This is a genomic window from Streptomyces phaeolivaceus (assembly GCF_009184865.1).
GTDB lineage: Bacteria > Actinomycetota > Actinomycetes > Streptomycetales > Streptomycetaceae > Streptomyces > Streptomyces phaeolivaceus.
The window spans coordinates 9,232,967-9,258,266 of the sequence record NZ_CP045096.1; the positions used below are offsets into that span (position 1 = coordinate 9,232,967).

Sequence of the window (25,300 nt, forward strand, 5' to 3'; positions counted from 1 at the left end):
TGTTGCTGTTCAGAACAGCCCGTTGGTGTGCGCCGCGTCGGTGGGAACCGGGTTGATGATGTCCCAGTGCTCGACGATCGCGCCGTCGGCGACGCGGAACAGGTCCCAGATGGCGACCGGGACACCGAGCTCGCCCTCGGACTGCGCCAGGACGAGGTCGCCCTCGGCGACGACCTTGTGGACGACCTTGTAGACGGGGTCGTGACCGGGTCCCGCCGCCTGCTGGTGAGGCGGCCACCAGACAGGGGTGCTGACGGCCCGTGTGCCGGGGGCGAGTGACGACCTGGCGGTCTCGCCGGAGACGTAGTGGGACAGCAGCGAGTAGTCGGCCTCGGACAGGACCCGCTGGGCGAACTCGACGACCAGCGCCCGGTTGGCCTCGGTGTCGGCCGTGCCGTCGGCCGGCCCCGCGAGGCCGCCTCCGGACAGCGCGCTCGCCGACCGCGTCCCCAGCGGGGCCAGCGCGTCCCAGTGCTCGGCCGGCCTGCCCTGGTCGAACCGGTACAGGTCGAACGCGAACAGCGGCTCGGGGCTGTTGAGATGGTGGTAGACGCCGACCACGGCGACCTGGTCGCCGTCGCCGATCACCCGTAGCGGTTCGAAGCGGGTTCCCCCCGCCAGGGCCGCCAGGGTGGTGATCGCGGCACGCAGCCCGTCACGGCCGTCGGCGATGGTCGGGTTGTGCTGCCGGTAGTCCGGGACCATCCAGCGGTCCACCGCCGTGGGGTCCAGGTCGTGGAACAGTTCCTCCGCGACCTTGAGGGCCACGTCCTTGTTGTCCATCGTTTGTCCGCCTCTGTGTCTGTGGTGGGTGCGGTGGGCCCTGGTGCCACCGCCGTTGAGCCGTCTGCCGCTTCGCGATCCTCTTGCCGCGGACGCTGTCCAGGAACGCCCCGCTGTCGCCGTCGTACTGGTCGTGCTCCACGTAGTGGCCGAGCCCGGGCAGCTTCAGATAGGTGAAGGACATGCCGGTGGGCAGGTGGGCCTCGATCGCCGGGGCGAGGCCCAGCGCCGCAGCGGCCTTCTTGACGGCGCCGAGGTCCTCGACGAGGACCGCCACATGGTGGAAGACGAGCTGGAATCCGCCGCTGTCCGTCAGCGACTCGGTGAAGATGTCGACCAGCCCGTCGACGGGTTGCAGGACCTCGATGACCAACTGCCGTCCCGCCGAGAAGGCGCAGCGCAGACTGGCTTCACCTGTTCGGCCGTCCTCCGTCGTGACGGTGAAGGCCGGTTCGAAGGGCACGAACTCCTCGATGCCGAGCCGCTCGGACAGGACGTCGACCGCCTGGTCCCGGTCGTTGGTGACGTAGCCCAGCTTGTAGAACCCCGGGTGCAGCAGGGAGTCGACGAAGGAGGTCTCCGTCACACCCGTCACCGGGCCCGCTGCTCCAGAAGGGACAGCGCTTCTCGGTAGCTCTCCTCGAAGGCCTTCTTGGACTGGGCGAGGAACTCCTGGTGCGGCTGCTTCCAGTAGGAGTCGGGGAAGTCGCTGCCGTAGGTGCCGTCGTCGGAGAACACCTCCAGTTCCCAGAGGCCGTCGTATCCGGCCGCCAGCAGACTGGCGATGATCTCCGGGGCGAGGCCGCGCCCCCGTCCGGGCAGTTCACGGTCGAAGCCGCTGCGTTCCTGGACGCGGATGTCGCACACCTGGACGCTGTTGATGAGGTGGCCGTGCTTGGCGATCTGCTCGTGGAGCCCGGGTTCGCACCAGCTGTGGAAGATGTCGAACATGATCCCGACGTTGTCCCGGCCGATCTGGTCGATCACTTCCACCATCGCGGGAATGGTGTGCAGCGGCGACCCCCGGCGCTCGGCCAGCAGTTCGAGACCGATCTGCAGGCCGTGCTCGGCGGCGGCGTCGGCGATCGCCGGCAGATTCTCGGCGATCGCCTCCACCGGACCCGCCGGATGCGCCGGGTCTCCGCTGGTGCCGGGCGCGATGGCGATCACGGCGGGGGAGAAGGCCGCGAGCCGGTGGATGCTCTCGCAGATCAACTCGGTCCGCTCCCGCGGGTCCTTCGGGGTGCCCGGCTTGTCGAAGGGAATTCCGAGGACGGAGTGCATCCGCGGCACACAGAACGCCGCCTCCAGACCGTGTTCCCGCAGAGAACGCGCGATCTGCTCGTCCTGGCCGTCGGCGAACTTGCCCTCCCACAGGCCCACGGCGGCGCCCCCGATGGCCGCTACTTGCTCGATGTCGTCCAAAACGCCGTTGTGCGGGGTGGAATAGGCGTTGACGGCGAACCTCGGGGCAGCTCTGTACGACCGCATGCCTCACATCTCCTTTGACGTAGCCAATGCGCTGGTCAGCCTAGGTCGATCAGCGGCACATGGGGTTCCGGCGGCATGGGATTCCACCATGAGGAATCCGGGCGGCCGGGTTCGCCGCCGGCGGCGCCGACGACACCGGACCCTCATCCCGCAGCGCTGGGGGTCCTTCTCCCCTGGACCGCGAAGTCCGTGTCGGCGAGGTTTCCCTCGATGGCGCGGGCGGCCTCATGGAGGTGTTCGGCGAGCCGCGCGAGTCCCGACCGCGGGCACCGCGCGCTGGGAGCGGCCACCGCGATGGAGGCCACCGCCAGTCCGTCGGAGTTCTTCACCACCACCGCTGCGGCCCGCACCCCCTTGGCGCTCTCGTCGATGTTGGTGGCGTACCGGCGTTTGCGCACGGTCGCGAGTTCCCGGCGCAGCGAAGCCCGTCTGTTGGCCTCGACCGGGCTGCCGGGCAGTCCGCGCGGGTAGAGCGCGAAGAGCTCCGCGTCGGACAGCTCCGCCAGCAGGGTCTTGCCCGCCGCGGTGGTGTGCGCGGGCAGCAGCATGCCGATGCGCAGCCCCACACGCAGGATCTGTGGGCTCTCCACACCGTCGATGAAACGCGCCCCGTTGCCTTCGATCACCGCGAGATGGCATGTCTCCTGCAGGGCGACCGAGAGCCGCTCCAGGTGTAGGCGCGCCACCCCTCGCAGGACCGGGATCCGATCATCACCGAAACCGGCTGTCAGGAACGCGGGGCCGCGGTGGTAGAGCTTGTTCGCGTCCTGGACGACGAACTGCCGGTGCACCAGGGCCTGCAACAGGCGGTGCGCGGTCGAGCGAGCCACCCCGAGATGCTCGGCGACTTCCATCACCCGCACCGTGCGGTGGTGACGCAGCAACTCGAGGATCTGCAGAGCCCGGTCCACCGAGGTCAACCCGCCATGGGATTCGACACTCATCGTCACATGGTGACACCTGATTCCGCAGGGGGGAACTCTCGGGGCTCCACCGAGGATTCCTCCTCACGGAATTCCGGCGGAAACACATGAAGGATCGGCGACCACCTGGCTAACTGTGGATAGCACCCGAGGACGTCAATGGAGTTGTCATGACGGTGGCAGACACTTTGCTCGCATCAGCGCGAACCATGGAGGTGGAGATTCCCGTCGTGGTCGCACGCCGACGACGGGTCACGGCGGACATCGTGCGGTTGTGGCTCATCGGCGTCGACGCGCGCCCGCTGCCTTCCTGGACCCCCGGGGCACACATCGACGTGCTGCTGCCGAACGGGACCGAGCGGCAGTACAGCCTGTGCGGCGACCCCTCGGACGAGGAGTGGTCGATCATGGTGCTGCGGGAGCCGCAGGGCCGCGGCGGATCCCAGTACGTCCACGACGCGGTGTGGACCGGACAGAAGCTGAAGGTGCGAGGTCCGCGCAACCACTTCGCCCTGGATCCGGCACCGCGCTACCGCTTCCTCGCCGGAGGCATCGGCATCACCCCGATCCTGCCGATGCTGCGCGAGGCGGAGGCGGCCGGTGCCGAGTGGTCGCTGACCTACTGCGGGCGCTCCCGGCAGGGCATGGCGTGCGCGGAGGAACTGACCGTCGGCCATGGCGGCCGGGTGCGGCTGCACGTCGACTCCGAACAGGGAGTGCCGGACGTGGCCGCGCTGCTGAGCGATCCGCGCCCCGGTGAGCTGCTGTACGCCTGTGGGCCGAACAGCATGCTGGAGGCGATCGAGCGGATGGGAGCCCACTGGCCGAAGGGCAGCATCCACTTCGAACGGTTCTCCGCCGTCACGCGGGACACGACCGCCGACACCGAGTTCGAGGTGGAACTCGCCTCCTCCGGCAAGGTGCTGACGGTGCCGGCGGACCGCTCGATCCTCGACGTGGTGCGCGAGTCCGGGATTCAGATGCTGTCCTCGTGTCAGGAGGGCACCTGCGGCACCTGCGAAACCGCTGTGGTTTCGGGACAGGTCGACCACCGGGACGCGGTGCTGAGCAAAGAGGAACAGGAAGAGAACGAGGTCATGATGGTCTGCGTGTCCCGCGCCGCCTGCCCACGACTGGTCCTGGACCTCTGACCCTCCCCGACGTGAAAGGGCGTCCAGAGATGACGACCACCATGCCTGAACTCGATCTCGACCCCTTCTCGGACGAGGTGCTGCGGGATCCCGGCGACTTCCACCGGGCGGTCCTCGACGCGGGTCCGGTCGTGCGTGTGCGACAGAGCGAGGGATTCCGCCTGGTCGCGGTCGGCCGCTACGCGACCGTGAAGGCGATCATCGAGAACCCGGCGATGTTCCTCAACAGCCGGGGCGGCGGGGTCCTCGATCTGAAGTACGACGAGAGCTTCCGTGAGCCCGGACTGCTGGCGGAGAACGACCCGCCGGCCCATACGGCGATCAAGTCCGTGATGACCTCGGTCATCGCCCCGCGCAATCTGCGCAGGATGCGCGACGACTTCCAGACGGCGGCCGACGAGATCGTCGACCGGCTCCTGGACATGCGCACCTTCGACGCGCAGATCCACTTCGCGGAGGCCTATCCGCTCAGGGTGATTCCCGACGCGGTCATGGGCGTGCGGCAGGAGGGGCGCGAACACCTGCTGCGCTACAGCAAGTTCCTCTTCGAGTCCATGGGGCCGAGGACACCCCGCGCGAAGCGGGCGCTCGCCGAGATGGGCGACCTGGAGCCGACGATCAGCTGGGTGCGCGACAGCTGTCGGCGGGAGAACGTCCAGCCCGGCAGCTTCGGCGCGCTGATCTGGGACGCCGTCGACCGGGGTGAACTCACCGACGCGCAGGCCCCGAACCTGGTGCGGTCGCTGGTCGGCGCCGGGATCGACACCACCATCCACAGCCTGGCGAACACCCTGTACCTCCTGATCACGAACCCGGATCAGTGGGCACTGCTGCGCGAGCAGCCGGCGCGCGGGAAGTTCGCCTTCGACGAGACACTGCGCCACACCTCGACCGTCCGCCAGATCATCCGCACTCCCGCCGAGGACACGGACATCGAGGGCATCCCCGTCACGGAGGGGCAGAAGATCATGCTTCTCCCGGGAGCCGCGAACCGGGATCCGGACCGCTGGGGAGAGACCGCCGACCGCTTCGACATCACGCGGGACGCCGGCGGGCACATGGCGCTGGGCCGGGGCATCCACCAGTGTGTCGGCGCGCCGATCGCCCGCCTGGAGGCGGACGCGCTGCTGTCCACCTTCGCCCGGCGAGTGAAGTCGGTCGAGTTCGCCGACACCCCCCGCCCCATGGTCAACAACTTCCTCCGCGGCTTCGACACCCTCCCGGTCACCATCACCCCCGTCTGAGAACGGAAGCCCTTCATGACCAAGCCCGCACAGGTGCTGATCGTCGGCGCCGGTATCGGCGGACTCACTCTCGCACTCCAACTGCACGAGGCGGGAATATCCGCCCGCCTCATCGAGGCCGCGCCCGAACTACGGCCACTCGGGGTCGGCATCAACATCCTGCCGCACGCTTCCCGGGAACTGCACCGCGTCGGCCTGACCGACAAACTGGCGAGCGCCGCGGTACAGACGGCGGAGTCGGTGTTCTACAACCGTTTCGGCCAGTTCATCTACTCCGAGCCACTGGGCGCGGCGGCCGGCTACGCGTGGCCCCAGTACTCGATCCACCGCGGGGACCTGCAACTGATCCTGGCGGCGGAGGTCGAACAGCGGCTGGGTGGCGACGCGATCGCGCTCGGCCACACCTTCCGCTCCTTCACCCAGGACGAGCACGGTGTCACCGCCGAGGTGGAGACCGCCGACGGGACGACCGAGATCCGCGCGGAGATGCTGATCGGCTGCGACGGCGTGCACTCCGCGGTGCGCTCACAGTTGCATCCCGGTGAGGACGCCCTCGTGTACTCCGGCTACAGCATGTGGCGCGGGGTGACCCGCCACGAGCGCGTCCTCACCGGCGCCAGCATGATCCGCGCGGGCTGGCTCGCCACCGGCAAGCTGGTCGTCTACCCCATCCGCGACAACATCGACGGCTCCGGTCGCCAACTGGTCAACTGGGTCGCCGAGGTTCCGGTCCCGCAACGCGGCGACCGGGACTGGAACCGCGACGGCCACATCGCGGACGTCATCGAGCCCTTCGCCGACTGGCGTTTCCCCTGGCTGGACGTACCGGAGCTGATCCGCAACGCCGACCAGATCCTCGAATACCCCATGGTCGACCAAGAACCCCTGGACCGCTGGAGCTTCGGCCGGGTGACCCTCCTCGGCGACGCCGCCCACCCCATGGTCCCGCGCGGCTCCAACGGCGCCGGCCAGGCCATCGTGGACACCCGCGCCCTCACCGACGCGCTCCGCGCGCACACCGACGTGGTCTCGGCCCTCGTCGCCTACGAGCGGGAACGTCTCCCCGCCACCGCCGAGGTGGTGCGGCTCAACCGCACCAATCCGCCCGACGCCATCCTCCGCGAGGTCTACGAACGCACCGGCGACAAGCCCTTCGACCGCATCGAGGACGTCATCAGCAAGGAGGAACTCGCCACCATGTTGCAGCACTACCGCCAGGTCACCGGCTCCTCCCACGAGGCACTGAGCATGTCGACCTGACGGGCCGGCCGAGCGGTTCCCACCAGCAGGTCTACAGTGCGTTCGACGGCAGAGAGGAACGGAGCCCGTGCGTGGACTCACCGACAAGGCAGTGATCGTGGCAGGTGGTGCCTCCGGCATCGGTGCCGCCACCGCCCGCCGCTTGGCGGAGGAGGGCGCACGGGTGATGGTCGGTGACCTCGACGGCGCCGGAGCGGAGAAGGTGGCCGCCGGTATCCGGGAGCGGGGCGGCGACGCCACCTCCCTGTGGTTCGACATCGCCGACGCCGACGCCTGCCGTGACCTGGTGGCGGCGACCGTCGACGCGTACGGCGGCGTCGACGGGCTGTTCAACGTGGCGGCCGATCTCTCGCAGAACACCCTGGGCCGCGACACCGACCTGGTCGACGTGCCGCTCGATGTGTGGCGGCGCAGCCTGGAGGTCAACCTCACCGGCTACTTCCTCACCGCCCGGTACGCCGTCCCGGCGATGCTCGCCAGTGGCGGCGGGGCGATCGTCAACACGATCTCCGGCCTCGTCCTGTACGGCGACCGCAGCCGGGTGAGCTACGGCGCGTCGAAGTCGGGTGTCGTGGCGATGAGCAAGCACATCGCGACCCGCTGGGGCAAGGAGAACATCCGCTGCAACGTGGTGGCGCCGGGCATGGTGCTCACCGAGAACAACAAGGCGATGAACTCCGAGGACGACCGCAGGGCGGTCTTCGACATGCTGCGTTCCCCTCGCTTCGGCAAGCCCGAGGACATCGCCGCGGCCGTGAGTTTCCTGCTCTCCGAGGACGGCGAGTGGATCAACGGGCAGGTACTGCCGGTCAACGGCGGCGCCGGGCTGCGCTGACCCGCTCACGGCTGTCAAGGCAAACGACAAGGGGGCCCACCCGCGTCAGCGCGGGTGGGCCCCAGTCGGCGTCCGGGCCCTCTCAGGGCCGGACCCTCAGGAAATCACCGTCAGGGACAACGGGCGGACGCGGCGCAGGGCCGCCCGTGCCTCGGGATCCATGTCCTCGGGCATCCACTCCGCCACGTGATCGACCTCGATCCGGACCTCGGTGACCCCGGGCAGCTCACCGACGACGGCGCGCGCCTGCTCGGTGATGAGCCCGATCTGCATACAGAAGGGGCTGGTCAGCCGGAGCTCGACGGTGACCTCGCCGGAGTCGACCCGGACGTCCTGGACCAGACCCATCGCGACGATGTCGACCGGTACCCCGGTAGCGACGGCGCAGGGATCGGCGACGCGGCGCAGGGCGCCGCGCACCTCGTCCGTACCGCAGCTCATGTCTTCTCCAAGTCGGTCAGGAAACGGACGGCTCGGGCGTTGAACCGCTGCGCCCGCTCGATGTTCAGCAGGTGCCCCGCGTCGTCGAGCAGTTCCACCTCGGCGCCGGGGATGCGCTCCAGGGCATGGTGGTATCCCGGTTCGCGGAGCAGGTCCTTGGCCCCCGCGAAGGCCAGTGTCGGCACGGTGACGCGCTCGTAGGCGATGGCGTCGGCCTGGCCGAAGTCCGAGCGGGCCGGGACGTTCGGTGCCTTGAGGCGTGCCGCGGCGATCGCCTCCCACGCCCCGGGCTCCAGGCTGGCGGCCACCCGGCGGGCGACATAGCGGTCGTCCGTGGCCCACGCGGTGTCGGCCATGCAGGCCCGCAGGATCCCCCGCATGCCCTCGTCGGTGCCGTCGTAGGCGAGCAGTGAGCGCCGGTGGGCGTTGTCCGGCACGAAGCCGCCGCCCGAGACCAGCACCATCGCGGCGATCGGCAGCCCCGGAGTCGGCCGGGCCGCTTCGTGCAGCAACCGCGTGGCGCCCATGGACGCCCCGACGAAATAGGCCCGGTCGATCGTGAGGACCCGCAGAAACGCGGCCATGTGCCGGATCATGCGGTCGGACTTGGACACGAAGTCGTGCAGTTTGTCCGTCTCGCCGAAGCCCAGCCAGTCGGGGGCGACCACGCGGAAGTGCTCGGCGAACGCCGCGATGTTGTACTCCCAGCACAGCTCGGCGCCGCCGCCGAACTCGCCGGAGTGCAGCAGTACCACCGTCCGCGGGCCGTCCCCGGCTTCCAGATAGTGGGTCCGGATCCCGCCGACGTCGACGAAACGGTCGGCCCAGGTCCGAAGCGGGCGGTCAGTAGGCGACATCGGCGACGGCCGTGGTCGAGTAGCCGGGGGCGGGTTCGGTGCCGTCCGGGCGCCGCAGGTCGAACTCGTCCCCCTTCAGCCGGGACAGGCGCTCACCGAGGTCGATGCCGTGCAGCCGGGCATAGTTCTCCGCGAGAACGGCCCGCTTGACCTCGGGTGTGATCTCCGGCAGCCCGTACCGCTCGGTGAGCTCGGGGGAGAAGGAGAAGTCGCGCGCGAAGTGCTCCAGATGCGGCCGGGGGTGCGACACCATGCAGCCGGTGCCCCAGAAGATCTGCGACAGCGCGCGTGGACCGCCGTTGGCGATGAGCGCGGCGAAGGCACGCTCGAACGCCGCCGGGCGGTTGGTGATCATCGTCGCGGTGGTCTCCAGGTTGACCCACACATTGCGGAACCGGGCCAGCTGCCAGGCCGTCTCCTCAAGGAACGCCATGCCGCCGTGCACGATCTCGAAGTTGAGACCGGGGAAGGCCATGGCGGCGCGGTCGATGTCGTCGACGCGGTAGTGGCGCAGCTCCACGGGTCCCAGGGGGATGGCCTTGTGGATCGCGACCGTACGGATGCCGAGTTGCTGCGCCTTCTCGAACAACGGGAACGCGACCTCGGGGTCGTCCATCAGCCAGCCCTCGACCTCCTGGCCGAGCCAGCTGTTCGGGTAGAGCTTGAGGCCGGCGACGTTGTCGAACAGCTCCATCTGGCGCTCTAGATCCTCGACGGCCTTCGGCCCCTCCAACGGGTCCACGCCGACGTAGAACATGAACCTGTCCGGCCAGCGCTCCTGGGCCTCCAGGCCCTTCTCGACGGAGCAGATACCGTCGTGGTAGGCGCGGATCGGGACCACGTGGTAGGTGGCGAGGTCGGCGTAGCTCTCCACGAACGACATGGTCGCGACCTCTTCGATCGACCAGTTCCGCTCGTAGCCGTCCTTGGTCAGCCGGTATCCCGGTGGTGCGACGGCGCGGTTGCCGCCGGAGACGATGTCGGTGATCGGCCGCGCGTGCGGGGTACGGAAATTCTCCTCTGTGAGGTTGTACGGATGCACGACCGCGTCGATCACTGGGATGCCGTCGATCACTGTGTGGACCTCCCGTTCCTGCCGGTCAGCGGCGCATCTTTGACACCTTGCCGGGCTCCCCAGGAGCGTAGGCCGGGCCGGGCCGGGCCGTCAGCGTCCCGACCGTAAGTTCCCCGCTGCGGAATCCATGTCCTGCCTGCCGGGCTCGCCCCGGCAGGCAGTGACGGTTGTGGCTCCAGGGCCTGACGCTCCTACAGCCACGGCCCGAGGTCGGGTGCTCGGGAGGTGCGGCCGGTGAGCCAGCGGGCCAGTGCCGGGGCGTGGCCGGCGGCCGTACGGCGGCCGAGGGTGTCGTCGATCAGCGCGCGCAGCAGATCCGCCGGCAGGTCGTCGAAGCCGACGCCGGCGTCGAGATCGATCGCGTGCACGAAGACCTCCCTGGTGCGCAGCCAGAGGATCTCCGTCGCCGGGACCGTCCGTCCCTGGGCCGTCCTCACCTCGTGAGACCACGCGCGCTGAGGCAATGCGCCTACGTCCTCGGCCAGTTCCTTGGCCGAATCACGCACCAGGCGCCGCAACTCTTCCGGCGCGAGCCGGGAGCCCGTTTGGATCTCGGCGTCGCGATGCCCCGGGCTGGGGTACATCGCCGACTCCCGTCCGGTGCGGGCCCAGCTCACCAACCGCCGGAGCGCCTCCGCGTTGTAGTGGACGTGGGCGATCAGATGTCTGCGGTTCCAGTCCGGCAGCGCGCTCGGCGCGTCGAGGTCGCCGTCGGACAGCGAGTCGACCGTGGCCAGGAACAGCTGAGTGCCGTGGTCCATCCACTGCCGTGCGGACATCAGCCGAGCTCCGTGCGCGCGGTGTTCTCCAGCCGGCCGAGGTGGTCGATCTCGGTGACGAGGCGCGAGCCGTCGGTGAGATAGCGAGGGGGCTTGCGGGCGTGGCCGACACCGCCCGGGGTACCGGTGGCGATCACGTCTCCCGGGTTGAGGGTGAGGATGGTCGACGCGTAACGCACCAGCTCGACAGGCCCGAACACCAGGTCACCGGTGTCGGCCTTCTGCATCGCCTCGCCGTCCACCGAGCAGGTCAACGTCAGCGCGGGTGAGGTGCCGCCCGGCAGTTCGTCGGGGGTGACGAGGAACGGACCGAACGGTGTGGTGGCCTCGAACGTCTTGCCCTGCAGCCATTGCGGGGTGCGGTACTGCCAGTCGCGCGCGGTGACGTCGTTGAGCACGCTGAACCCCGCGATCGCCGCCTCGGCCTCGGCGGCGTCGGCGCGGCGGACGGTGCGTCCGATCACGATCGCCAGTTCCGCCTCCCAGTCGACGGCCGTGGATTCGGGCGGCAGCACCACCGGGTCGTACGGGCCCACCAGCGCTTCGGGGAACTTCGCGAACAGAGTCGGGTACTGCGGCAGCTCACGGCCCATCTCCAGGATGTGGTTGCGGTAGTTGAGGCCGACGCAGAGAATTTTTCCCGGACGGGGTACGAGCGGTGCGTAGTCCACGTCGGCCAGTGGCCGGTCCGCCTCGGCCGCCTCGGCCGCGGTCCGCCAGTCCTCCCGGGCCAGCAGCCCGCCGACGTCGGGAGCGTCGAGCTCCGCGTAGCGGCTCCCCTCTACGCGGACGGCCCTGGTACCGTCGCCGATTCGGATAGTCGCGAGTTTCATCGCTGTCCTTCCATGAGCGTCCGGTCGAAGTGCAGCCGCTCGAAGATCGGGCTGTCGGAGAACCGGAACAGATCGAGTCCTGCGTCGGCGGCGATGGTCACGGCCGCCCAGGACGGGACGACAAACAGGTCGCCGTGGGAGATCCGCCACTCCCGGTCGTCCACGCGGACGGTGCCGGAGCCGGAGAAGACCTGCCACACGGCGGATCCGACCTCCTGGCGGGCCGCGGTGAGGGTGCCCGGACGCAGCCGGTGGAACTCCGCACGGATTGTGGGCATGACATCGCCGCCGGTCGACGGGTTGGTGAAGCGCACCGCGGCGTGTCCTGGTTCGACCACGCCGGGGAAGCCCTCGTCCTCAAGGGCGAGTTGGTCGTTCAGGGCGGCGTCGGTGTGTTCCCAGCGGTACGCGGCGATCGGCGAGCTCGGCAGCCGTTCGGCACGGGACACGGGGCGCAGTCCCGGATGGGCCCAGAGCCGCTCGGAGCGCGAACGGGACGGTGTGGAGTGGTCCGACACCTCGTCCGGCCCGAACTCGAAGAAGGTGGCACCGGTGTAGTGCGCGAACGGGATGTCCAGACCGTCGAGCCAGGCCATGGGCTCGGCGCTGGTGTTGTGGTGGCCGTGGAAGTGCCAGCCGGGCGTCAGCAGGAAGTCGCCGCGCCGCATCGCCACCGGGTCGCCGTCGACGACCGTCCAGACGCCTTCGCCCTCGACGACGAAGCGGAAGGCGTTCTGGGTGTGCCGGTGTTCGGGGGCGTTCTCACCGGGACGGAGATACTGGATCGCGGCCCACAACGTGGGCGTGGCGTAGGGAGCGCCGCCGAGCCCGGGGTTGGCCAGTGCCATGGCGCGGCGTTCCCCACCCCGGCCGACCGGCACCAGCTCGCCCGCTCGTTCGGCCAGCGGCAGCATCGACGACCAGCGCCAGACATGCGGCCGTGCCGACGGTCTGGGCGACAGCGGCATCAGGTCGCCTATCTCGGTCCACAGGGGGACCAGCAGCTCCTTCTCGAAGCCACGGTAGAGATCGCGCAGTTCCGGTGAGGGAGTGGGCTGATCAGGGCTGTCCGACGCGGTGATCGTCACTGGGCCCGTCAGGGGATCGTCTTTTCTGCCTTCGCCAGTCATGGTCGGAAGGTATAGATGTTCTGTTCTCCGGGGCCCATAATTCTGCTGTGAAGAACAGACCGGTCTACGCGATCGAGTCCGTCGACCACGCCCTGAGCCTGGCCGTCGTGCTGCAGCAGGAGGGGCCGCTGGGTGTTTCGGAGGCGGCCGACCGCCTGGGTGTCTCGCGGTCGACGGCGCACCGTCTGCTGTCCATGCTGGTCTACCGCGACTTCGCGGAACAGGGCTCCGACCGGCGCTACCGGGCAGGTCCGGTGCTGCGCTCGGTCGACGCCTCGGCGGCACCGGTGCCGCTTCTGCGGCGGGTGGCGCTGCCGCACATGCGGGTCCTGGTGGCCGAGGTGCGGGAGACCGCGCATCTACAGGTGCTGGCCGGTGACCAGGTCCGGTTCGCGGTGACGGTGGAATGCGATCAGGTGCTGAGGGTCGGCGACCGGGAGGGCCGGACCCTGCCCGCGCGTCTGGCCTCCGGCGGCAAGGCGCTCCTGGCGGCCCTGTCGCCCGCCGAACTCGCCGAGTTGTACGCGAACGCCGACATCGATCTGCCGGGGTTGCGCAGACAGCTGGGTCTGGTCCGCCGCAGGGGATTCGCCATCAACGACCAGAAGACCGAGAACGGACTCAGCGCGATCGGAGTGTCGATTCCCTGGCCCGGCGCCGGTTCGGTCGCCGCGGTGTCGCTGGCCCTGCCGACCGCGCGGTTCGATCGTCGCCTGCTGCCCGGCTGGGTCGTGGCTCTCTCGGGGACGGCCGCCGCCATCGCGGACGATCTTCCGTGACAGACCGGACGGCGGCGGGCGTTCACTGTCTGATGACCTCTTCGACGATCCTCGCGACCCGCTCCGTGGCCGGTGAGTTCAGGCCCGCTCGGCGTGCCAGCCCGAGGGTGACGGATTCGGCCGTGGCCAGCGGGATGTAGGTGACCCCGTCGAGGCGGAGGTTCTGCACCGACTCCGGGACCAGGGCGACGCCGTGGCCGGCGGCGACGAAGACGACCAGGGTGGAGGTCTCGCCCACCTCGATCAGCGGCGAGGGTGCGAACCCGGCGCGGGCGCAGGCGGCCAGCACCCGGCCGTACATGGCCGAACGGTCGCGGGAGGGATGGACGACGAAGGGCTCGTCGGCCAGTGTCGCGAGGGGGATCCGGCTCCGGTCCGCCAGTCGGTGGCCGCTGGGCACGGCGACCACCAGTCGTTCCGACCGGAGGGTGGTGACGTCGATCGTGGCGTCGGCGGATGTGCCGGAGCGCATCAGGGCGAGGTCGTAGGTACCGCTGTGCAGGCCTTCGATCAGTTCGGGGTTCAGCAGTTCACCGTGCAGTTCCAGGAGCACGTCCGGGAGTTGTGACCGGATGGTGCGAGCGATCCGCGGCAGCACGTCGTAGGTGGCCGTGCCGACGAACCCGATGGAGACCCGCCCCGCTCGTCCGGCGGCCAGCAGCGCCATCTGTTCCTCGGCGCGTTCGACCTCGGCCAGGATCGACCGTGCGTGCCGGACCAGATGGTGGCCGGCCTCCGTGAGTTCGACCCGCCTCGTCGACCGGGCGAAGAGCGTCGTTCCGATTTCCCGCTCCAACTGCTTGAGCTGCTGCGAGAGCGCCGACTGCGCCACGTGCAGGCGCTGGGCGGCGCGGCCGAAGTGACACTCCTCGGCGAGAGCGATCACGTAGCGCGCATGACGGACGTCCACGACCTCAGCTTATCTCTTCCAGTGATGAATCAAGCTGGAACTGGAATTGGACCAGATGAATGCGTGGACCTTACCCTCGCATCATGGTTGCCAGCTTCCTTTACAGCGCGGTACGCACACCCTTCGGCAGATACAACGGGGCGTTCGCCGAGATCCGGCCCGACGACCTCGCGGCCACCGTCGTCTCGGCGGCGTTGGAGAAGTCGCCCTCGCTCGACCCCGCCGCCATCGACGACGTGGTCTGGGGCAACGCCAACGGCGCGGGCGAGGACAACCGCAACGTCGGCAGAATGGCCGTCCTCCTGGCAGGGCTGCCGACGACGGTGCCCGCCACCACCGTCAACCGGCTCTGCGGCTCCTCGCTCGACGCGGCGATCATCGGTTCGCGCGCCGTCGAGAGCGGCGACGCGGACATCGTCCTGACGGGCGGTGTGGAGTCGATGACCAGGGCGCCCTGGGTCCTGCCCAAGCCGTCCCGCGCCTTTCCCGCCGGCCATGTGACCGCCGTGTCCACCACTCTGGGATGGCGGCTGGTCAACGAGCGCATGCCGAAGGAGTGGACCGTCTCCCTGGGGGAGGCGAACGAACAACTGGGCGAGCGGTTCGCCATCTCCCGGGAACGCCAGGACGAGTTCGCCGCCCGCTCCCACACCCTCGCGAACGACGCGTGGGACTCCGGTTTCTACGACGATCTGGTGGCACCGGTCTCGGCGCACGGAGAGGTGCTCCTCTCCCGCGACGAGGGGATCCGGCCCGGATCGACGCCGCAGAAGCTGGCCGCCCTCAAGCCCTCCTTCCGCCCCGACGGTGCCATCACCGCCGGCAACGCCTCGCCCCTGAGCGACGGTGCCTCCGCCGTGCTGATCGGCTCCGAGGAGGCCTCGTCCCGCATCGGCCTCGCCCCGCTGGCGCGGATCGCCGGCCGCGGTGTGTCGGCGCTCGAACCGCAGATGTTCGGGTTCGCGCCGGTCGAGGCGGCCGAGCGGGCCCTGAAGCGGGCCGGTATCTCCTGGTCGGACGTTTCGGCGGTCGAGGTCAACGAGGCCTTCGCCGTGCAGTCGCTGGCCTGCGTGGACGCCTGGCGGATCGACCCGGCGACCGTGAACACCAAGGGTGGGGCGATCGCGCTCGGCCATCCGCTGGGCGCCTCCGGCGGCCGGATCCTCGGCACACTCGCCGCGCGTCTGCGCGAGTCGGGCGAGCGGTGGGGTCTCGCCGCGATCTGTATCGGTGTCGGCCAGGCACTGGCCGTGGTTCTGGAGAGTGCGGCATGAGCTTTCAGGTGTGCGGGGACCCGGACGAGGCCGTCGCCGGGATCGCGGACGGCTCGACCGTCCTGGTGGGCGGGTTCGGTATGGCCGGCATGCCGGTCGAACTGATCGACGCGTTGATCCGGCAGGGCGCGAGCGAGCTGACCGTGGTGTCGAACAACGCCGGAAACGGTGACACCGGGCTGGCCGCGCTGCTCGCCAAGGGGCGCGTACGCAAAGTCGTGTGCTCCTTCCCCCGGCAGTCCGACTCGTGGGTCTTCGACGGGCTCTACCGTGACGGGCGCATCGAGCTGGAGGTCGTTCCGCAGGGCACCCTCGCCGAGCGGCTGCGCGCGGCCGGCGCGGGCATCGGCGCCTTCTACTCACCCACCGGGGTCGGCACACCGCTGGCCGAGGGCAAGGAGACCCGTGACATAGCGGGCCGTACCCATGTCCTGGAGTACCCGATCAAGGGCGATGTCGCGCTGATCGGAGCGCACCGGGCCGACCGGATGGGGAACCTCGTCTACCGCAAGACCGCCCGCAACTTCGGGCCCGTCATGGCCACCGCGGCGACCACGGTCGTGGCCCAGGTGCACGGGATCGTCGACGTGGGGGATCTCGACCCGGAAACCGTGGTGACCCCGGGCATCTATGTCGACCGCGTAGTGAAGGTGGCAGCAGCATGATCCCGACGACTTCGCAGAGCGCGCTGGTGGAGAACCTCGACCGGGGGCCGCTCGGCAAGCACGAACTGGCCGCGAGGATCGCGCGCGACATCCCGCACGGCTCGTTCGTCAACCTGGGCATCGGGCAGCCGACCCTGGTCGCCGACCACCTGCCCGAGGGAGCGGGGGTCGTGCTGCACACCGAGAACGGCATGCTCAACATGGGGCCGGCGGCCGAGGAGGGACAGGTCGACCCCGACCTCATCAACGCGGGGAAGATCCCGGTCACCGAGCTGCCCGGGGCCGCCTACTTCCACCACGCCGACTCCTTCGCGATGATGCGCGGCGGACACCTCGACATCTGCGTGCTGGGTGCCTTCCAGGTGTCGGCGGCCGGTGACCTGGCCAACTGGCACACCGGCGCCCCCGACGCCATACCGGCGGTCGGGGGAGCGATGGATCTCGCCATCGGCGCCAAGCGGGTGTTCGTGATGATGACCCTGTTCACCAAGAAGGGCGTGGCCAAGCTCGTACCGGAGTGCACCTATCCGCTCACCGGACTCGGCTGCGTCGACCGTGTCTACACGGACTTCGCGACCTTCCAGGTCGGCCCCGGGGGTGCCGTCGTACTGGAGACCTTCGGTATCACCTACGACGACCTCGCCCAGCGCCTCGAAGCCCCCGTGTCACGGGCGGACGGCCCCTGACACGGGCATCGCGGGAGCCGGCTTCCGACGGCTCCCGCGATGCCCGTTCGACGGGGTGTCACCCGAGTCTCCACCCGGGACTCAGAGCCCCATCTCCCTGGCGATGATGATCTTCATGACCTCGTTGGTGCCGCCGAAGATCCGGTTCACCCGGCTGTCGGCGTACAGCCGGGAGATGGGGTACTCGTTGATGTAGCCGTAGCCTCCGTGCAGTTGGAGGCAACGGTCGATGATCCGGTCGGCGGCCTCGGTGCAGAACAGCTTCGCGGAGGCCGCGTCCGTCGCCGACAGCTCCCCGGCGTCGTAGGCGTCGAGAGCGCGGTCGACGACGGCCTCCGCCGCGTCGATCTCCGCCTTGCACGCCGCCAGTTCGAACTTGGTGTTCTGGAAGGTGGCCAGCGGCTTGCCGAACACATGGCGTTCCAGGACGTACTGCCGGGTGAAACGAATGGCGGCCTTGGCCTGCGCGTAAGCGCCGAAGGCGATGCCCATGCGTTCCCGGGGCAGGTTCTGGGCGAGATAGCGGAAGCCCATGTTCTCCTCGCCGAGGAGGTCTTCGCGCGGTACGCGCACATCGGCGAAGGCGAGTTCGGCGGTGTCCTCCACCTTCAGCCCCAGCTTGTCGAGCTTGCGGCCGACCGTATAGCCGGCCGACCTGGTGTCGACGACGAGCAACGAGATCCCGTACCGCCGGTCGTCCTCGCGGGGCGGCGCGGTGCGCACACAGACGATCACACGGTCCGCGTGCACGCCGCCGGTGATGAAGGTCTTCGCACCGTTGAGGACGTAGTGCGTGCCGTCCTCGGACAGTTTCGCGGTCGTCCGCATCCCGGCGAGGTCGGAGCCGGTGCCGGGTTCGGTCATGGCGAGGGCGAACATGATCCCGCCGGTGGCCAGCCCGGGAAGCCAGCGCCGTTTCTGCTCCTCGGTTGCCAGCGCCTTCAGATAGGGAAGACACAGCGCGACCTGCGGGCCGGAGCCGCCGAACGACACTCCGGCCCGCGCGGTCTCCTCCGTGACCACCGCCTGGAACTTGTACGACGCGATACCCGCGCCGCCGTACTCCTCCGGGACCTCGATCCCGAAGACACCGAGCTCGCCGAGCTTGAGGTAGAAGTCCCGCGGCACGATGCCGTCCTTGTACCAGGTGTCGTACACGGGCACGACCTCGGCCTCGACGAAGGCACGGACGGTCTTGCGGAACTCCTCGTGGTCGGCGTGGAAAACAGTGCGGCGCAACGGAACCTCCTGGCGAGAACGACGGCATCCGCGCGGAGGCAGGCCTGCCGACCCTCTGGAATCTGCGGGTGACGGAATCCGCGTGTCACGGGTCACGGAACGGTCCGGGGGCGCTGAGCCCCCGGACGAATTCATGCGTCTAAGGGATCAACCGGTCGGAGAACCAGTCGGCGACCACCGCGTCGCGTTCGGCGGCGAGGTTGTAGAGCGTGTGCTCGCCGTCGGGCCAGGTGCGAAGCTCCCCGTGGACGCCCGCGGCCCGGACGAACGGCTCCTGGACCGAGGGATCGGAGACCATCGCGTCCTGACCGCCGTGCAGGACCAGGACGGGGCAGGCGATCCGGTGGCGTGCCGGGTCGAAGAGCAAGCTGTCCAGGACGGCCGTCATCTCGTCCTCGCTGTCGGTCCCGATGGCGCTGGCGAACTGGGCGCGGGCCGTACGGAACTTGGGCAGTCGCGGTGTGGCGGGGGCACCGTTGACCACGCAGGCCCCGACCCTCTGGTCCCGGGCCGCCAGATGGGCGGCGTACACCCCGCCGAAGCTGTTGCCGTGCACGCCGACGGCCTCACCGAGTCGCGTATCGGCGTGGACCACGTCGAGGAAGCGGGCGAATCCGTCGACGGCGTGTTCGTCGAGGTGAAGACCGTCGACCAGCCTCGGGACTCCCTGGCCGGGGCCTTCGGCGAGAAGGCACGCCAGGCCGCGGGCGGCGAGGGCGTCGGCGGTGTTCAGGTACGCCGCGCCCCAGCCGCTGAGCCCACCCCAGATGACGACGGTCGCCGCCGCCGTTCCGTCGGCCGGCAGACGGAGCCAGCCGACGAGGTGGCCGCCCTGGTGGGACACCTCGACCCGCTCCATCGTCGGACCGCTCAACTCGGCGTACCGGGCGACGAGTTGGTCGTACCTGAGATAGAGATCCCGCTTGAGCGGGGTGTCCTCGTTCTCGCCCATCTGGGCGAAGAGCGCGGCGCCGATCGCCCACCGGGTGTGCTGGAGGGCGGTGAGCCGGTGCCCCGCCGCCAGCGCGTCGTCGGCAGCCTTCTCACGACGGGTCGAGAGATCGCGCGCCACCTCGATCCACGGGCGCCCGCCCGCCGTCTCCTCCAGCAGGGTCCGGGCGTCGGCGGGACTCATCCCACAGTCGGTCAGCCGGGTGTACGGCATCGCCCTGTGCGCCGCGGCGGTCGCCGGGTCCATGGCCGCTTCGGGCGCGGTCGTCATACGGTGACCCCGGACGAGGCGGACGAGACGATGGACCCCACCAGGGCGGTACGGAGTTCGTCGACCAGGGCACCGATCTCGGCGGCGTCGGCCACGGCACCGAACAGGGCGAAGTCGGGGCGGGCGAGGTAGGCGACGGCCCCGATGCCTTCGAGGTAGGACGCGTGCAGACCGTCCTCGTCGATCACGTTGTGGTCGAGGTGGACGACGTGGCAGCCGATCGTGTCGAGGAAATGCCGCTGCTCCGGTGACAGGAGACCGTCCACGTCGATCGAGGAGACCAGTGCGAAACCACGCCCCACGACATCGTCGAACCGTCCCGTGCCGCCGCGCACCGTGACCGTCCCCTGCGGAACCAGCGCGCCCGTGGGCAGCGTGACCTCGCCGTCGGGGCCGCGGTGCAGCAGACCGTCGGTGAGGGGAGGGAGCCCGACCGGTGGCGGGATCTGACCGGACATGAAGACCGCGTCGCGCTCCTCTGCCTTCACCGGGTCGTGCATGTTGGCGATGGCGCCGAGTCCCATCGCCATCTGGACGACCGCCGTGGCATGCGGTCGGCGCTCGGTCTCGTAGGCGTCGAGCAGCGAGGCGTCGGCGAGCCCCCGCAGCACCAGGTCGAGCTTCCACGCCAGGTTGACCGAGTCACGGATGCCGGAGCAGGCGCCCTGGCCGAGGTAGGGAGGCATGGTGTGCACGGCGTCGCCGGCGAGGAAGACCCGGCCGTCACTCCACCGTTCGGCGACCCGGGCCTCGAAGGTGTAGACGATCTGCCGGATGATGCGCACGTCTTCCGGACCCAGACCATGGGCCTCACGGAGCAGCCGCCAGGCGGTCTCCGGCCGCTCGAACTCCTCCTGCGTCTCGTCGGCCAGCAGGGCGAACTCGAAGCGCTGCCGGTGGTTGCCGATGTGCATGTACATGTGTCCGCGCGCGGGATCGCAGTACTGCTTGCTGACCTTGTACTCGTCCGGCGCCGGCCGCAGCCACTCGGTGTCGAAGTTGACCCAGCGCTCGTTGAAGCCGAAGTCCTCGCGTTCGATGCCCAGCAGCTCACGGACGCTGCTCTTGCTGCCGTCGGCGGCGATCACATAGCGCGCTCGCACCCGCTGCTCCCGCGCGCCGGCGTCGACCTCGGCGTCGGCGGTCGACCACGGGGCCAGGGTCAGTTCGACACTTGAGTCGTCCTGGGTCAGCCCGGTCACCGCCCAGCCCTGTCGCAGCTCTACGTTGGGCTGGGCCCGGACACGCTCGTCGATCGCATCCTCCACGTCGGGCTGGTACATCGACATGTTCGCCGCGAACCCCATGGCGGTGGTCGGCGGTGGGTCCAGCTTCAGCAGCTGCTCGTCACGGCCGTTGACCCACAGGTACGTGGTGGGGGTCGAGTCGCGCAGCGCCACGTCCACGTCGCTGGCGGCCTGCACCGCGCGGGCCGTCTCGGCGTCGATGTGGGTCAGCCGCGGCAGCCCGTACAGGCTCGGCCAGCGCTCGCACACCACGACCCGATGGCCGGCCTGGCCGAGCAGGGAAGCGGCGACCAGCCCCGTGGGCCCGTAGCCGATGACAGCGACATCGAAGATCTCGTCCATGGAGGCACTCCTTCGTGCACCTGAATCCACTCCTCGCGCCCGCACGGCGGACGCCGGAGAAGTGGCTGGGGGAGGTCAGAGAAGTCAGTCGGGGGACGTTCCACACGTCGGACCCGACGAAATGTAAGTCAAGGTTCACACTTCGGTGGCGTCGCAGTCAAGGCCGCTCGCAAGGATTGCCGGAGCTCGTGTTCGCGCCTTCCGGGGTCGGCGGCTACCGATCCGCGCGGCACAGCAGGAAGGCGCTGACGGCTCTGGTCAGTTCCTCGATCAAATCCGGCCAGGGGAGGGGGCGGGCCGACTCCAGGTTCTCGCCCTGGATGACCCGGTGGGCACAGGTGGCGTAGGTCAGCCGGTGTGCGAAGTCGATCGCCGCCTCGATGTCGGAGTGGTGCCGCAGCGCCGGCGCGGCCAGCAGCACCGTGTCGCGGAAGAAGCGGCCACCGGCGACGCTGGCCCGCGAGCCCTCCTCGAACACCGCACGGTTCTGGGTCCCCATCAGCATGAACACCCGCATCAGCGGGGCGTGGGCGTGGAAGCTCTCCGCCACCGCCGCCACCGCGGAGGCGATCACCTCGCCCGGCGGGGTCGCCGGTGAGAGCTCGGTGTCGGTCACGCGTCGGCGGAACTCGGCGCGGAAGTCCTCGGTGAAGCCTGCCTGAATGGCTGCCAGCAGCCGGTCCTTGTCGCCGAATCGCCGGTAGACGCTGCCCACCGACACCCCTGCCGCCTTGGCGACCGCCGCCACGGTCAGGGCCTCCGGCCCGCCTTCCTGGAGCAGTCGGGTGCCCTCGGTGAAGATGCGTGTCTGGGTCAGGCGGCTGCGCTGCTGATGGGCGGGTGGCATGGGGGAAGGGTCGTTGGTCACGGTCGCCAGCCTATGGCGTGAGGAGCGTTCACCGTCGGTTCGCTTGACCTTTGGGCCAGAAAATGGAAATGTGGATTCACATTCGCAGTGCTGTGTAGCCACGAGTGCGCTGCTGACGACCGCACTCTGAGCGATGGAGTCGACGATGACCGTCGGACCGGCCCTTGAGAGACCTGCTCCCCGAACTTCGGCTCGACGGGACGCGGTCTCCCGGTACGGCCCGACGTGGTCCCTCGACCGCTGCGTCCCACAGCACAGGCACACGAACGGATGACCATGGACACCACCGCTGCCCCCACACCAGCCACCGCGCCCGCCTCCCACTTCGAGCGCTTCACCGAGGAACGATCGGCCGAGGTCGTGGCCTCCAGCTTCGCGAACACCCCCGACCCGCGGTTGCGTGAACTGCTGACCTCACTGGTCCATCACCTGCACGCGTTCGCCAAGGACGTCGAGCTCACGGTGGACGAATGGGCGACCGCCGTCCGCTTTCTCACCGATGTCGGAGCCACCTGTACGCCGGTACGGCAGGAGTTCGTCCTGCTCTCCGACGTCCTGGGCCTGTCCATGCTGGTGGAGACCATCACCAACAGGGCGAGCGGGGCCACGGAGTCCACCGTGGAGGGCCCCTTTCACATGGTGGACTCGCCGCCGCGTGCACTCGGCGCGGACATCGCCCTGGACGGCAAGGGCGAGCCGTGCCTGGTCACCGGGCGGGTCACCTCGGTCGACGGCACTCCCGTGACCGGTGCCGTGGTGGACGTGTGGCAGGCCAACGCCGACGGCTTCTACGACGTCCAGCAGCCGGACATCCAGCCGGAGCGCAATCTGCGAGGCCTGTTCACCCCGGACGACGAGGGGCGTTTCTGGTTCCGGTCGATCGTTCCGCTCTACTACCCCATCCCCGACGACGGTCCCGTGGGCGCACTCCTCGCGGCGACCGGCCGCCACCCGTACCGGCCGGCGCATGTGCATTTCGACGTGCGGGCGGACGGCTTCCGGCCCCTGGTCACCCATCTGTTCGTCGAGGGCACGCCCTACATCGACTCGGACGCGGTGTTCGGCGTCAAGGACAGCCTCGTACGCGAGTTCCCGACGGTCGACGATCCCGCGCGAGCGGCGGAGTTCGGCCTGCCCAACCCCTTCCGGACCGTCCACTTCGATGTCGTACTGCGTCCGGTCGACGTCACCGGCGAGCAGGACGACGCGAGCAGGAGGACGCGGTCGTGAATCCGTCGGCGTTCACCCATCAGTCCCTGCCCATGCGGGTCGTCTTCGGCGCCGGCGTCGTGAAGTCGCTGCCGAACGAGATCGCGCACCTCGGGTTCGAGCGGGCGCTCGTGCTGTGCAGCCCCGAGCAGGAGGAGACCGGGCGGGCGGTCGCGGCCACGCTCGGCGAGCGCACGGCCGGAGTGCTGGCCGAAGCCCGTATGCACGTCCCGATGGAGGTGGCCGACCGGGCCCGGGACCGGGCCGGGGAACTCGGTGCCGACTGCTGTGTGGCGGTCGGCGGAGGCTCGGCGATCGGGCTCGGCAAGGCGGTCGCGCTGGCGCACGGCCTGCCGGTCGTCGCCGTGCCGACGACGTACGCCGGTTCGGAGATGACACCGGTCTGGGGGCTGACGGAGGGTGGGCGCAAGCGCACCGGCAGGGATCCGCGGGTGCTGCCGGTGAGCGTGCTGTACGACCCCGAGCTCACCCTCACCCTTCCCGTCGGTATGTCGGTGACCAGCGGTATGAACGCCGTCGCGCACGCCGTCGAGGCCCTCTACGCACCGGACGCCACCCCGATCGTCTCGCTGATGGCGGAGGAGGGCGTCCGCGCGCTCGCCGGCGCGCTGCCGGATCTCGTACGGACCCCCGACGACATCGAGGCCAGGGGCCGCGCGCAGTACGGGGCATGGCTGTGCGGAGCGTGCCTCGGTGCCACCACCATGTCCCTGCACCACAAGCTCTGCCACAGCCTCGGCGGAACCCTGAACCTGCCGCACGCCCCGACCCACACCGTGGTGCTGCCCCATGCGCTGGCCTACAACCAGTCGGGGGCGCGGCACGCCGTGGCCGCGCTCTCCCGCGCACTGGGCGCGGCCCCCGATCCCGCGCGCCGCCTCTGGGACCTGGCGGGTGAACTCGGCGCGCCGCGCTCCCTGCGGGAGTTGGGGATGGCGGAGACGGACATCGCACGGATCGTCGACGAGGTGCTCGCGAACCCGTACGCCAACCCTGTCGGGGTCACCGCGGACGGGCTGACGCGACTGCTGCGCGCGGCATGGGCCGGCGAGCCGCCGACGGGCTGACCGCAGACACACATCGGACAAGAGACGAGGAAGGACACGCACGCATGGATCTGAACGGGAAGGTCGCCGTCGTCACGGGCAGCGGCGGAGGCCTGGGCCTGGCCTACGCCAGGGAACTGGCCGCCGCGGGCGCCGCGGTCGTGGTCAACGACGTGGACCCCACGGCCGCCGAAGCGGCGGTGAAGGAGATCGTCGAGGCCGGTGGACGCGCGGTCGCCGAGGTCGGGGCCGTCGGGCCCGCGTCGGCCGCCGACGCGTTGGTCGCGCGAGCGGTGTCGGAGTTCGGCCGACTGGACGTCATGGTGACCAATGCCGGGGTGCTGCGGGACAAGGTGCTCTGGAAGATGACCGACGGCGACTTCGACACCGTGATCGACGTCCATCTGAAGGGCACGTTCACCTGCGCGAGGGCCGCCGCGATCCGGTTCCGTGAACAGGGCGAGGGCGGACGGATCATCGCGGTGGGCTCGCCCGCGGGCCAGCGGGGCAACTTCGGGCAGACCAACTACTCGGCGGCCAAGGCCGGGATCGTCGGTTTCGTCAGGACCTGGGCGCTCGAACTCCAGCGCGCGAACGTGACGGTGAACGCGCTGATCCCGGTCGCGGCCACGGCCATGACCGACACCGTTCCGGCTCTCAAGCCGTACGTCGACGCGCTGCGGGAAGGGCGGCCGATGCCGTCGTTCGCCCGGCGGGCGCTCGCCTTCGGTTCGCCGCAGGACGTCGCGGGCCTGGTCGTCTACCTCGCCTCCGACGCCTCCGCGGGCGTCACCGGCCAGGCGATCGGCATCGGCGGGGACCGGCTGAGCCTGTGGAGCCACCCGACCCAGGTCGTGTCCGCGTACGCCGAGGACGGCTGGAGCGCCGACGAGATCGCCGAGGCCTGGCCGACGGCCTTCGCCGAGCACGAGCAGACCGTGGGCGAGCGCCTTCCGGAACCACCGGCAGTGAAGGAGCAGTCATGAGTGC

The 25,300-nt window shown here is 69.8% G+C and carries 26 protein-coding genes; 11 read left to right on the forward strand and 15 right to left on the reverse strand.

Annotated elements, in window-relative coordinates; genetic code table 11:
- Nucleotides 1–9: 9 nt before the first annotated feature.
- The 4 genes from F9278_RS42060 to F9278_RS42075 all read right to left on the reverse strand — a co-directional run bounded on the left by F9278_RS42060 (nt 10) and on the right by F9278_RS42075 (nt 3,218).
- Entirely contained in the window at nt 10–768 is a 759-nt protein-coding gene (locus F9278_RS42060; RefSeq protein ID WP_226967382.1) for a nuclear transport factor 2 family protein, read from the reverse strand.
- A complete protein-coding gene (locus F9278_RS47830) occupies nt 656–1,369 on the reverse strand; it encodes a VOC family protein (RefSeq protein ID WP_152173018.1) in 714 nt (237 codons plus the stop codon). Before F9278_RS47830 ends, F9278_RS42060 begins: the two co-directional genes overlap by 113 nt.
- A gap of 5 nt (nt 1,370–1,374) precedes the next feature.
- A complete protein-coding gene (locus F9278_RS42070; protein ID WP_152173019.1) occupies nt 1,375–2,274 on the reverse strand; it encodes a sugar phosphate isomerase/epimerase family protein in 900 nt (299 codons plus the stop codon).
- Nucleotides 2,275–2,417: 143 nt separating this feature from the next.
- Nucleotides 2,418–3,218 (reverse strand): IclR family transcriptional regulator, encoded by an 801-nt coding sequence (locus F9278_RS42075; protein ID WP_226967171.1) that lies wholly within the window; start codon nt 3,216–3,218, stop codon nt 2,418–2,420.
- A gap of 149 nt (nt 3,219–3,367) precedes the next feature.
- Here F9278_RS42075 and F9278_RS42080 point away from each other — a divergent pair, with 149 nt between their 5' ends.
- From F9278_RS42080 to F9278_RS42095, 4 genes are all read left to right on the forward strand, one after another.
- The gene (locus F9278_RS42080; protein WP_226967172.1) at nt 3,368–4,348 is read left to right on the forward strand and encodes a PDR/VanB family oxidoreductase; all 981 of its coding nucleotides are present in this window, start codon (nt 3,368–3,370) and stop codon (nt 4,346–4,348) included.
- Nucleotides 4,349–4,377: 29 nt separating this feature from the next.
- Nucleotides 4,378–5,592, forward strand: a complete 1,215-nt coding sequence (locus F9278_RS42085; protein WP_152173020.1) for a cytochrome P450 — start codon at nt 4,378–4,380, stop codon at nt 5,590–5,592.
- A gap of 15 nt (nt 5,593–5,607) precedes the next feature.
- Complete coding sequence (locus tag F9278_RS42090) at nt 5,608–6,852, forward strand: flavin-dependent oxidoreductase (protein WP_152173021.1); 1,245 nt, start codon at nt 5,608–5,610, stop codon at nt 6,850–6,852.
- A 67-nt stretch (nt 6,853–6,919) separates the two neighbouring features.
- Entirely contained in the window at nt 6,920–7,687 is a 768-nt protein-coding gene (locus tag F9278_RS42095) for an SDR family NAD(P)-dependent oxidoreductase (RefSeq protein ID WP_152173022.1), read from the forward strand.
- 96 nt (nt 7,688–7,783) lie between these two features.
- On the opposite strand, the gene F9278_RS42100 is transcribed toward F9278_RS42095, so the two are convergent.
- From F9278_RS42100 to F9278_RS42125, 6 genes are all read right to left on the reverse strand, one after another.
- Complete coding sequence (locus F9278_RS42100) at nt 7,784–8,128, reverse strand: metal-sulfur cluster assembly factor (RefSeq protein WP_152173023.1); 345 nt, start codon at nt 8,126–8,128, stop codon at nt 7,784–7,786.
- Nucleotides 8,125–8,985, reverse strand: a complete 861-nt coding sequence (locus F9278_RS42105) for an alpha/beta fold hydrolase (RefSeq protein ID WP_152173024.1) — start codon at nt 8,983–8,985, stop codon at nt 8,125–8,127. Before F9278_RS42105 ends, F9278_RS42100 begins: the two co-directional genes overlap by 4 nt.
- Nucleotides 8,972–10,060, reverse strand: coding sequence for an amidohydrolase family protein (locus F9278_RS42110; protein WP_152173025.1), 1,089 nt, complete (start codon nt 10,058–10,060; stop codon nt 8,972–8,974). Before F9278_RS42110 ends, F9278_RS42105 begins: the two co-directional genes overlap by 14 nt.
- 191 nt (nt 10,061–10,251) lie before the next feature.
- Nucleotides 10,252–10,839 (reverse strand): maleylpyruvate isomerase family mycothiol-dependent enzyme, encoded by a 588-nt coding sequence (locus F9278_RS42115; protein WP_226967173.1) that lies wholly within the window; start codon nt 10,837–10,839, stop codon nt 10,252–10,254.
- Complete coding sequence (locus F9278_RS42120) at nt 10,839–11,672, reverse strand: fumarylacetoacetate hydrolase family protein (protein ID WP_152173026.1); 834 nt, start codon at nt 11,670–11,672, stop codon at nt 10,839–10,841. The genes F9278_RS42115 and F9278_RS42120 overlap by 1 nt, the downstream gene beginning before the upstream one ends.
- Nucleotides 11,669–12,802, reverse strand: a complete 1,134-nt coding sequence (locus tag F9278_RS42125; RefSeq protein ID WP_152173027.1) for a cupin domain-containing protein — start codon at nt 12,800–12,802, stop codon at nt 11,669–11,671. The genes F9278_RS42120 and F9278_RS42125 overlap by 4 nt, the downstream gene beginning before the upstream one ends.
- 47 nt (nt 12,803–12,849) lie before the next feature.
- On the opposite strand from F9278_RS42125, the gene F9278_RS42130 reads away from it, so the two are divergent.
- Nucleotides 12,850–13,581, forward strand: a complete 732-nt coding sequence (locus tag F9278_RS42130) for an IclR family transcriptional regulator (protein WP_152173028.1) — start codon at nt 12,850–12,852, stop codon at nt 13,579–13,581.
- A 22-nt stretch (nt 13,582–13,603) separates the two neighbouring features.
- Here F9278_RS42130 and F9278_RS42135 read toward each other — a convergent pair whose 3' ends face one another.
- Nucleotides 13,604–14,491, reverse strand: coding sequence for a LysR family transcriptional regulator (locus F9278_RS42135; RefSeq protein WP_152173029.1), 888 nt, complete (start codon nt 14,489–14,491; stop codon nt 13,604–13,606).
- Nucleotides 14,492–14,574: 83 nt separating this feature from the next.
- Between F9278_RS42135 and F9278_RS42140 the strand changes: the two genes are divergently transcribed.
- The 3 genes from F9278_RS42140 to F9278_RS42150 are packed head-to-tail and all read left to right on the forward strand — an operon-like array spanning nt 14,575 to nt 17,116.
- Nucleotides 14,575–15,765: a thiolase family protein gene (locus F9278_RS42140; RefSeq protein ID WP_152173030.1), complete on the forward strand. Its 1,191-nt coding sequence runs from the start codon at nt 14,575–14,577 to the stop codon at nt 15,763–15,765.
- Nucleotides 15,762–16,430 carry a 3-oxoacid CoA-transferase subunit A gene (locus tag F9278_RS42145; RefSeq protein ID WP_152173031.1) on the forward strand — a complete coding sequence of 223 codons (669 nt, stop codon included), beginning with the start codon at nt 15,762–15,764 and terminating at the stop codon, nt 16,428–16,430. The genes F9278_RS42140 and F9278_RS42145 overlap by 4 nt, the downstream gene beginning before the upstream one ends.
- The gene (locus tag F9278_RS42150) at nt 16,427–17,116 is read left to right on the forward strand and encodes a 3-oxoacid CoA-transferase subunit B (RefSeq protein WP_152173032.1); all 690 of its coding nucleotides are present in this window, start codon (nt 16,427–16,429) and stop codon (nt 17,114–17,116) included. The genes F9278_RS42145 and F9278_RS42150 overlap by 4 nt, the downstream gene beginning before the upstream one ends.
- 81 nt (nt 17,117–17,197) lie before the next feature.
- On the opposite strand, the gene F9278_RS42155 is transcribed toward F9278_RS42150, so the two are convergent.
- The 4 genes from F9278_RS42155 to F9278_RS42170 all read right to left on the reverse strand — a co-directional run bounded on the left by F9278_RS42155 (nt 17,198) and on the right by F9278_RS42170 (nt 22,034).
- Nucleotides 17,198–18,355 (reverse strand): acyl-CoA dehydrogenase family protein, encoded by a 1,158-nt coding sequence (locus F9278_RS42155; protein WP_152173033.1) that lies wholly within the window; start codon nt 18,353–18,355, stop codon nt 17,198–17,200.
- Nucleotides 18,356–18,494: 139 nt separating this feature from the next.
- Complete coding sequence (locus tag F9278_RS42160) at nt 18,495–19,577, reverse strand: alpha/beta hydrolase family protein (RefSeq protein ID WP_152173034.1); 1,083 nt, start codon at nt 19,575–19,577, stop codon at nt 18,495–18,497.
- Entirely contained in the window at nt 19,574–21,166 is a 1,593-nt protein-coding gene (gene mhpA, locus F9278_RS42165; protein ID WP_152173035.1) for a bifunctional 3-(3-hydroxy-phenyl)propionate/3-hydroxycinnamic acid hydroxylase MhpA, read from the reverse strand. Before mhpA ends, F9278_RS42160 begins: the two co-directional genes overlap by 4 nt.
- 214 nt (nt 21,167–21,380) lie before the next feature.
- Entirely contained in the window at nt 21,381–22,034 is a 654-nt protein-coding gene (locus tag F9278_RS42170) for a TetR family transcriptional regulator (RefSeq protein ID WP_152173036.1), read from the reverse strand.
- A gap of 276 nt (nt 22,035–22,310) precedes the next feature.
- On the opposite strand from F9278_RS42170, the gene F9278_RS42175 reads away from it, so the two are divergent.
- Genes F9278_RS42175 through F9278_RS42185 form a run of 3 tightly spaced genes read left to right on the forward strand, consistent with a single transcriptional unit; the run spans nt 22,311 to nt 25,296 of the window.
- Nucleotides 22,311–23,264: an intradiol ring-cleavage dioxygenase gene (locus tag F9278_RS42175; protein ID WP_152173037.1), complete on the forward strand. Its 954-nt coding sequence runs from the start codon at nt 22,311–22,313 to the stop codon at nt 23,262–23,264.
- Nucleotides 23,265–23,296: 32 nt separating this feature from the next.
- A complete protein-coding gene (locus F9278_RS42180) occupies nt 23,297–24,331 on the forward strand; it encodes a maleylacetate reductase (protein WP_152174450.1) in 1,035 nt (344 codons plus the stop codon).
- 44 nt (nt 24,332–24,375) lie between these two features.
- Nucleotides 24,376–25,296 carry an SDR family NAD(P)-dependent oxidoreductase gene (locus tag F9278_RS42185; protein WP_152173038.1) on the forward strand — a complete coding sequence of 307 codons (921 nt, stop codon included), beginning with the start codon at nt 24,376–24,378 and terminating at the stop codon, nt 25,294–25,296.
- Nucleotides 25,297–25,300: the final 4 nt, after the last annotated feature.

Excerpts from the sequence above, each read along its gene's own strand:
- F9278_RS42070 (WP_152173019.1), bottom strand. The coding sequence starts at position 2,274 with ATGCGGTCGTACAGAGCTGCCCCGAGGTTCGCCGTCAACGCCTATTCC.
- F9278_RS42075 (WP_226967171.1), bottom strand. The coding sequence starts at position 3,218 with ATGAGTGTCGAATCCCATGGCGGGTTGACCTCGGTGGACCGGGCTCTG.
- F9278_RS42080 (WP_226967172.1), top strand. The coding sequence starts at position 3,368 with ATGACGGTGGCAGACACTTTGCTCGCATCAGCGCGAACCATGGAGGTG.
- F9278_RS42085 (WP_152173020.1), top strand. The coding sequence starts at position 4,378 with ATGACGACCACCATGCCTGAACTCGATCTCGACCCCTTCTCGGACGAG.
- F9278_RS42090 (WP_152173021.1), top strand. The coding sequence starts at position 5,608 with ATGACCAAGCCCGCACAGGTGCTGATCGTCGGCGCCGGTATCGGCGGA.
- F9278_RS42100 (WP_152173023.1), bottom strand. The coding sequence starts at position 8,128 with ATGAGCTGCGGTACGGACGAGGTGCGCGGCGCCCTGCGCCGCGTCGCC.
- F9278_RS42105 (WP_152173024.1), bottom strand. The coding sequence starts at position 8,985 with ATGTCGCCTACTGACCGCCCGCTTCGGACCTGGGCCGACCGTTTCGTC.
- F9278_RS42115 (WP_226967173.1), bottom strand. The coding sequence starts at position 10,839 with ATGTCCGCACGGCAGTGGATGGACCACGGCACTCAGCTGTTCCTGGCC.
- F9278_RS42120 (WP_152173026.1), bottom strand. The coding sequence starts at position 11,672 with ATGAAACTCGCGACTATCCGAATCGGCGACGGTACCAGGGCCGTCCGC.
- F9278_RS42125 (WP_152173027.1), bottom strand. The coding sequence starts at position 12,802 with ATGACTGGCGAAGGCAGAAAAGACGATCCCCTGACGGGCCCAGTGACG.
- F9278_RS42140 (WP_152173030.1), top strand. The coding sequence starts at position 14,575 with ATGGTTGCCAGCTTCCTTTACAGCGCGGTACGCACACCCTTCGGCAGA.
- F9278_RS42145 (WP_152173031.1), top strand. The coding sequence starts at position 15,762 with ATGAGCTTTCAGGTGTGCGGGGACCCGGACGAGGCCGTCGCCGGGATC.
- F9278_RS42150 (WP_152173032.1), top strand. The coding sequence starts at position 16,427 with ATGATCCCGACGACTTCGCAGAGCGCGCTGGTGGAGAACCTCGACCGG.
- F9278_RS42160 (WP_152173034.1), bottom strand. The coding sequence starts at position 19,577 with ATGACGACCGCGCCCGAAGCGGCCATGGACCCGGCGACCGCCGCGGCG.
- mhpA (WP_152173035.1), bottom strand. The coding sequence starts at position 21,166 with ATGGACGAGATCTTCGATGTCGCTGTCATCGGCTACGGGCCCACGGGG.
- F9278_RS42175 (WP_152173037.1), top strand. The coding sequence starts at position 22,311 with ATGGACACCACCGCTGCCCCCACACCAGCCACCGCGCCCGCCTCCCAC.
- F9278_RS42180 (WP_152174450.1), top strand. The coding sequence starts at position 23,297 with ATGCGGGTCGTCTTCGGCGCCGGCGTCGTGAAGTCGCTGCCGAACGAG.
- F9278_RS42185 (WP_152173038.1), top strand. The coding sequence starts at position 24,376 with ATGGATCTGAACGGGAAGGTCGCCGTCGTCACGGGCAGCGGCGGAGGC.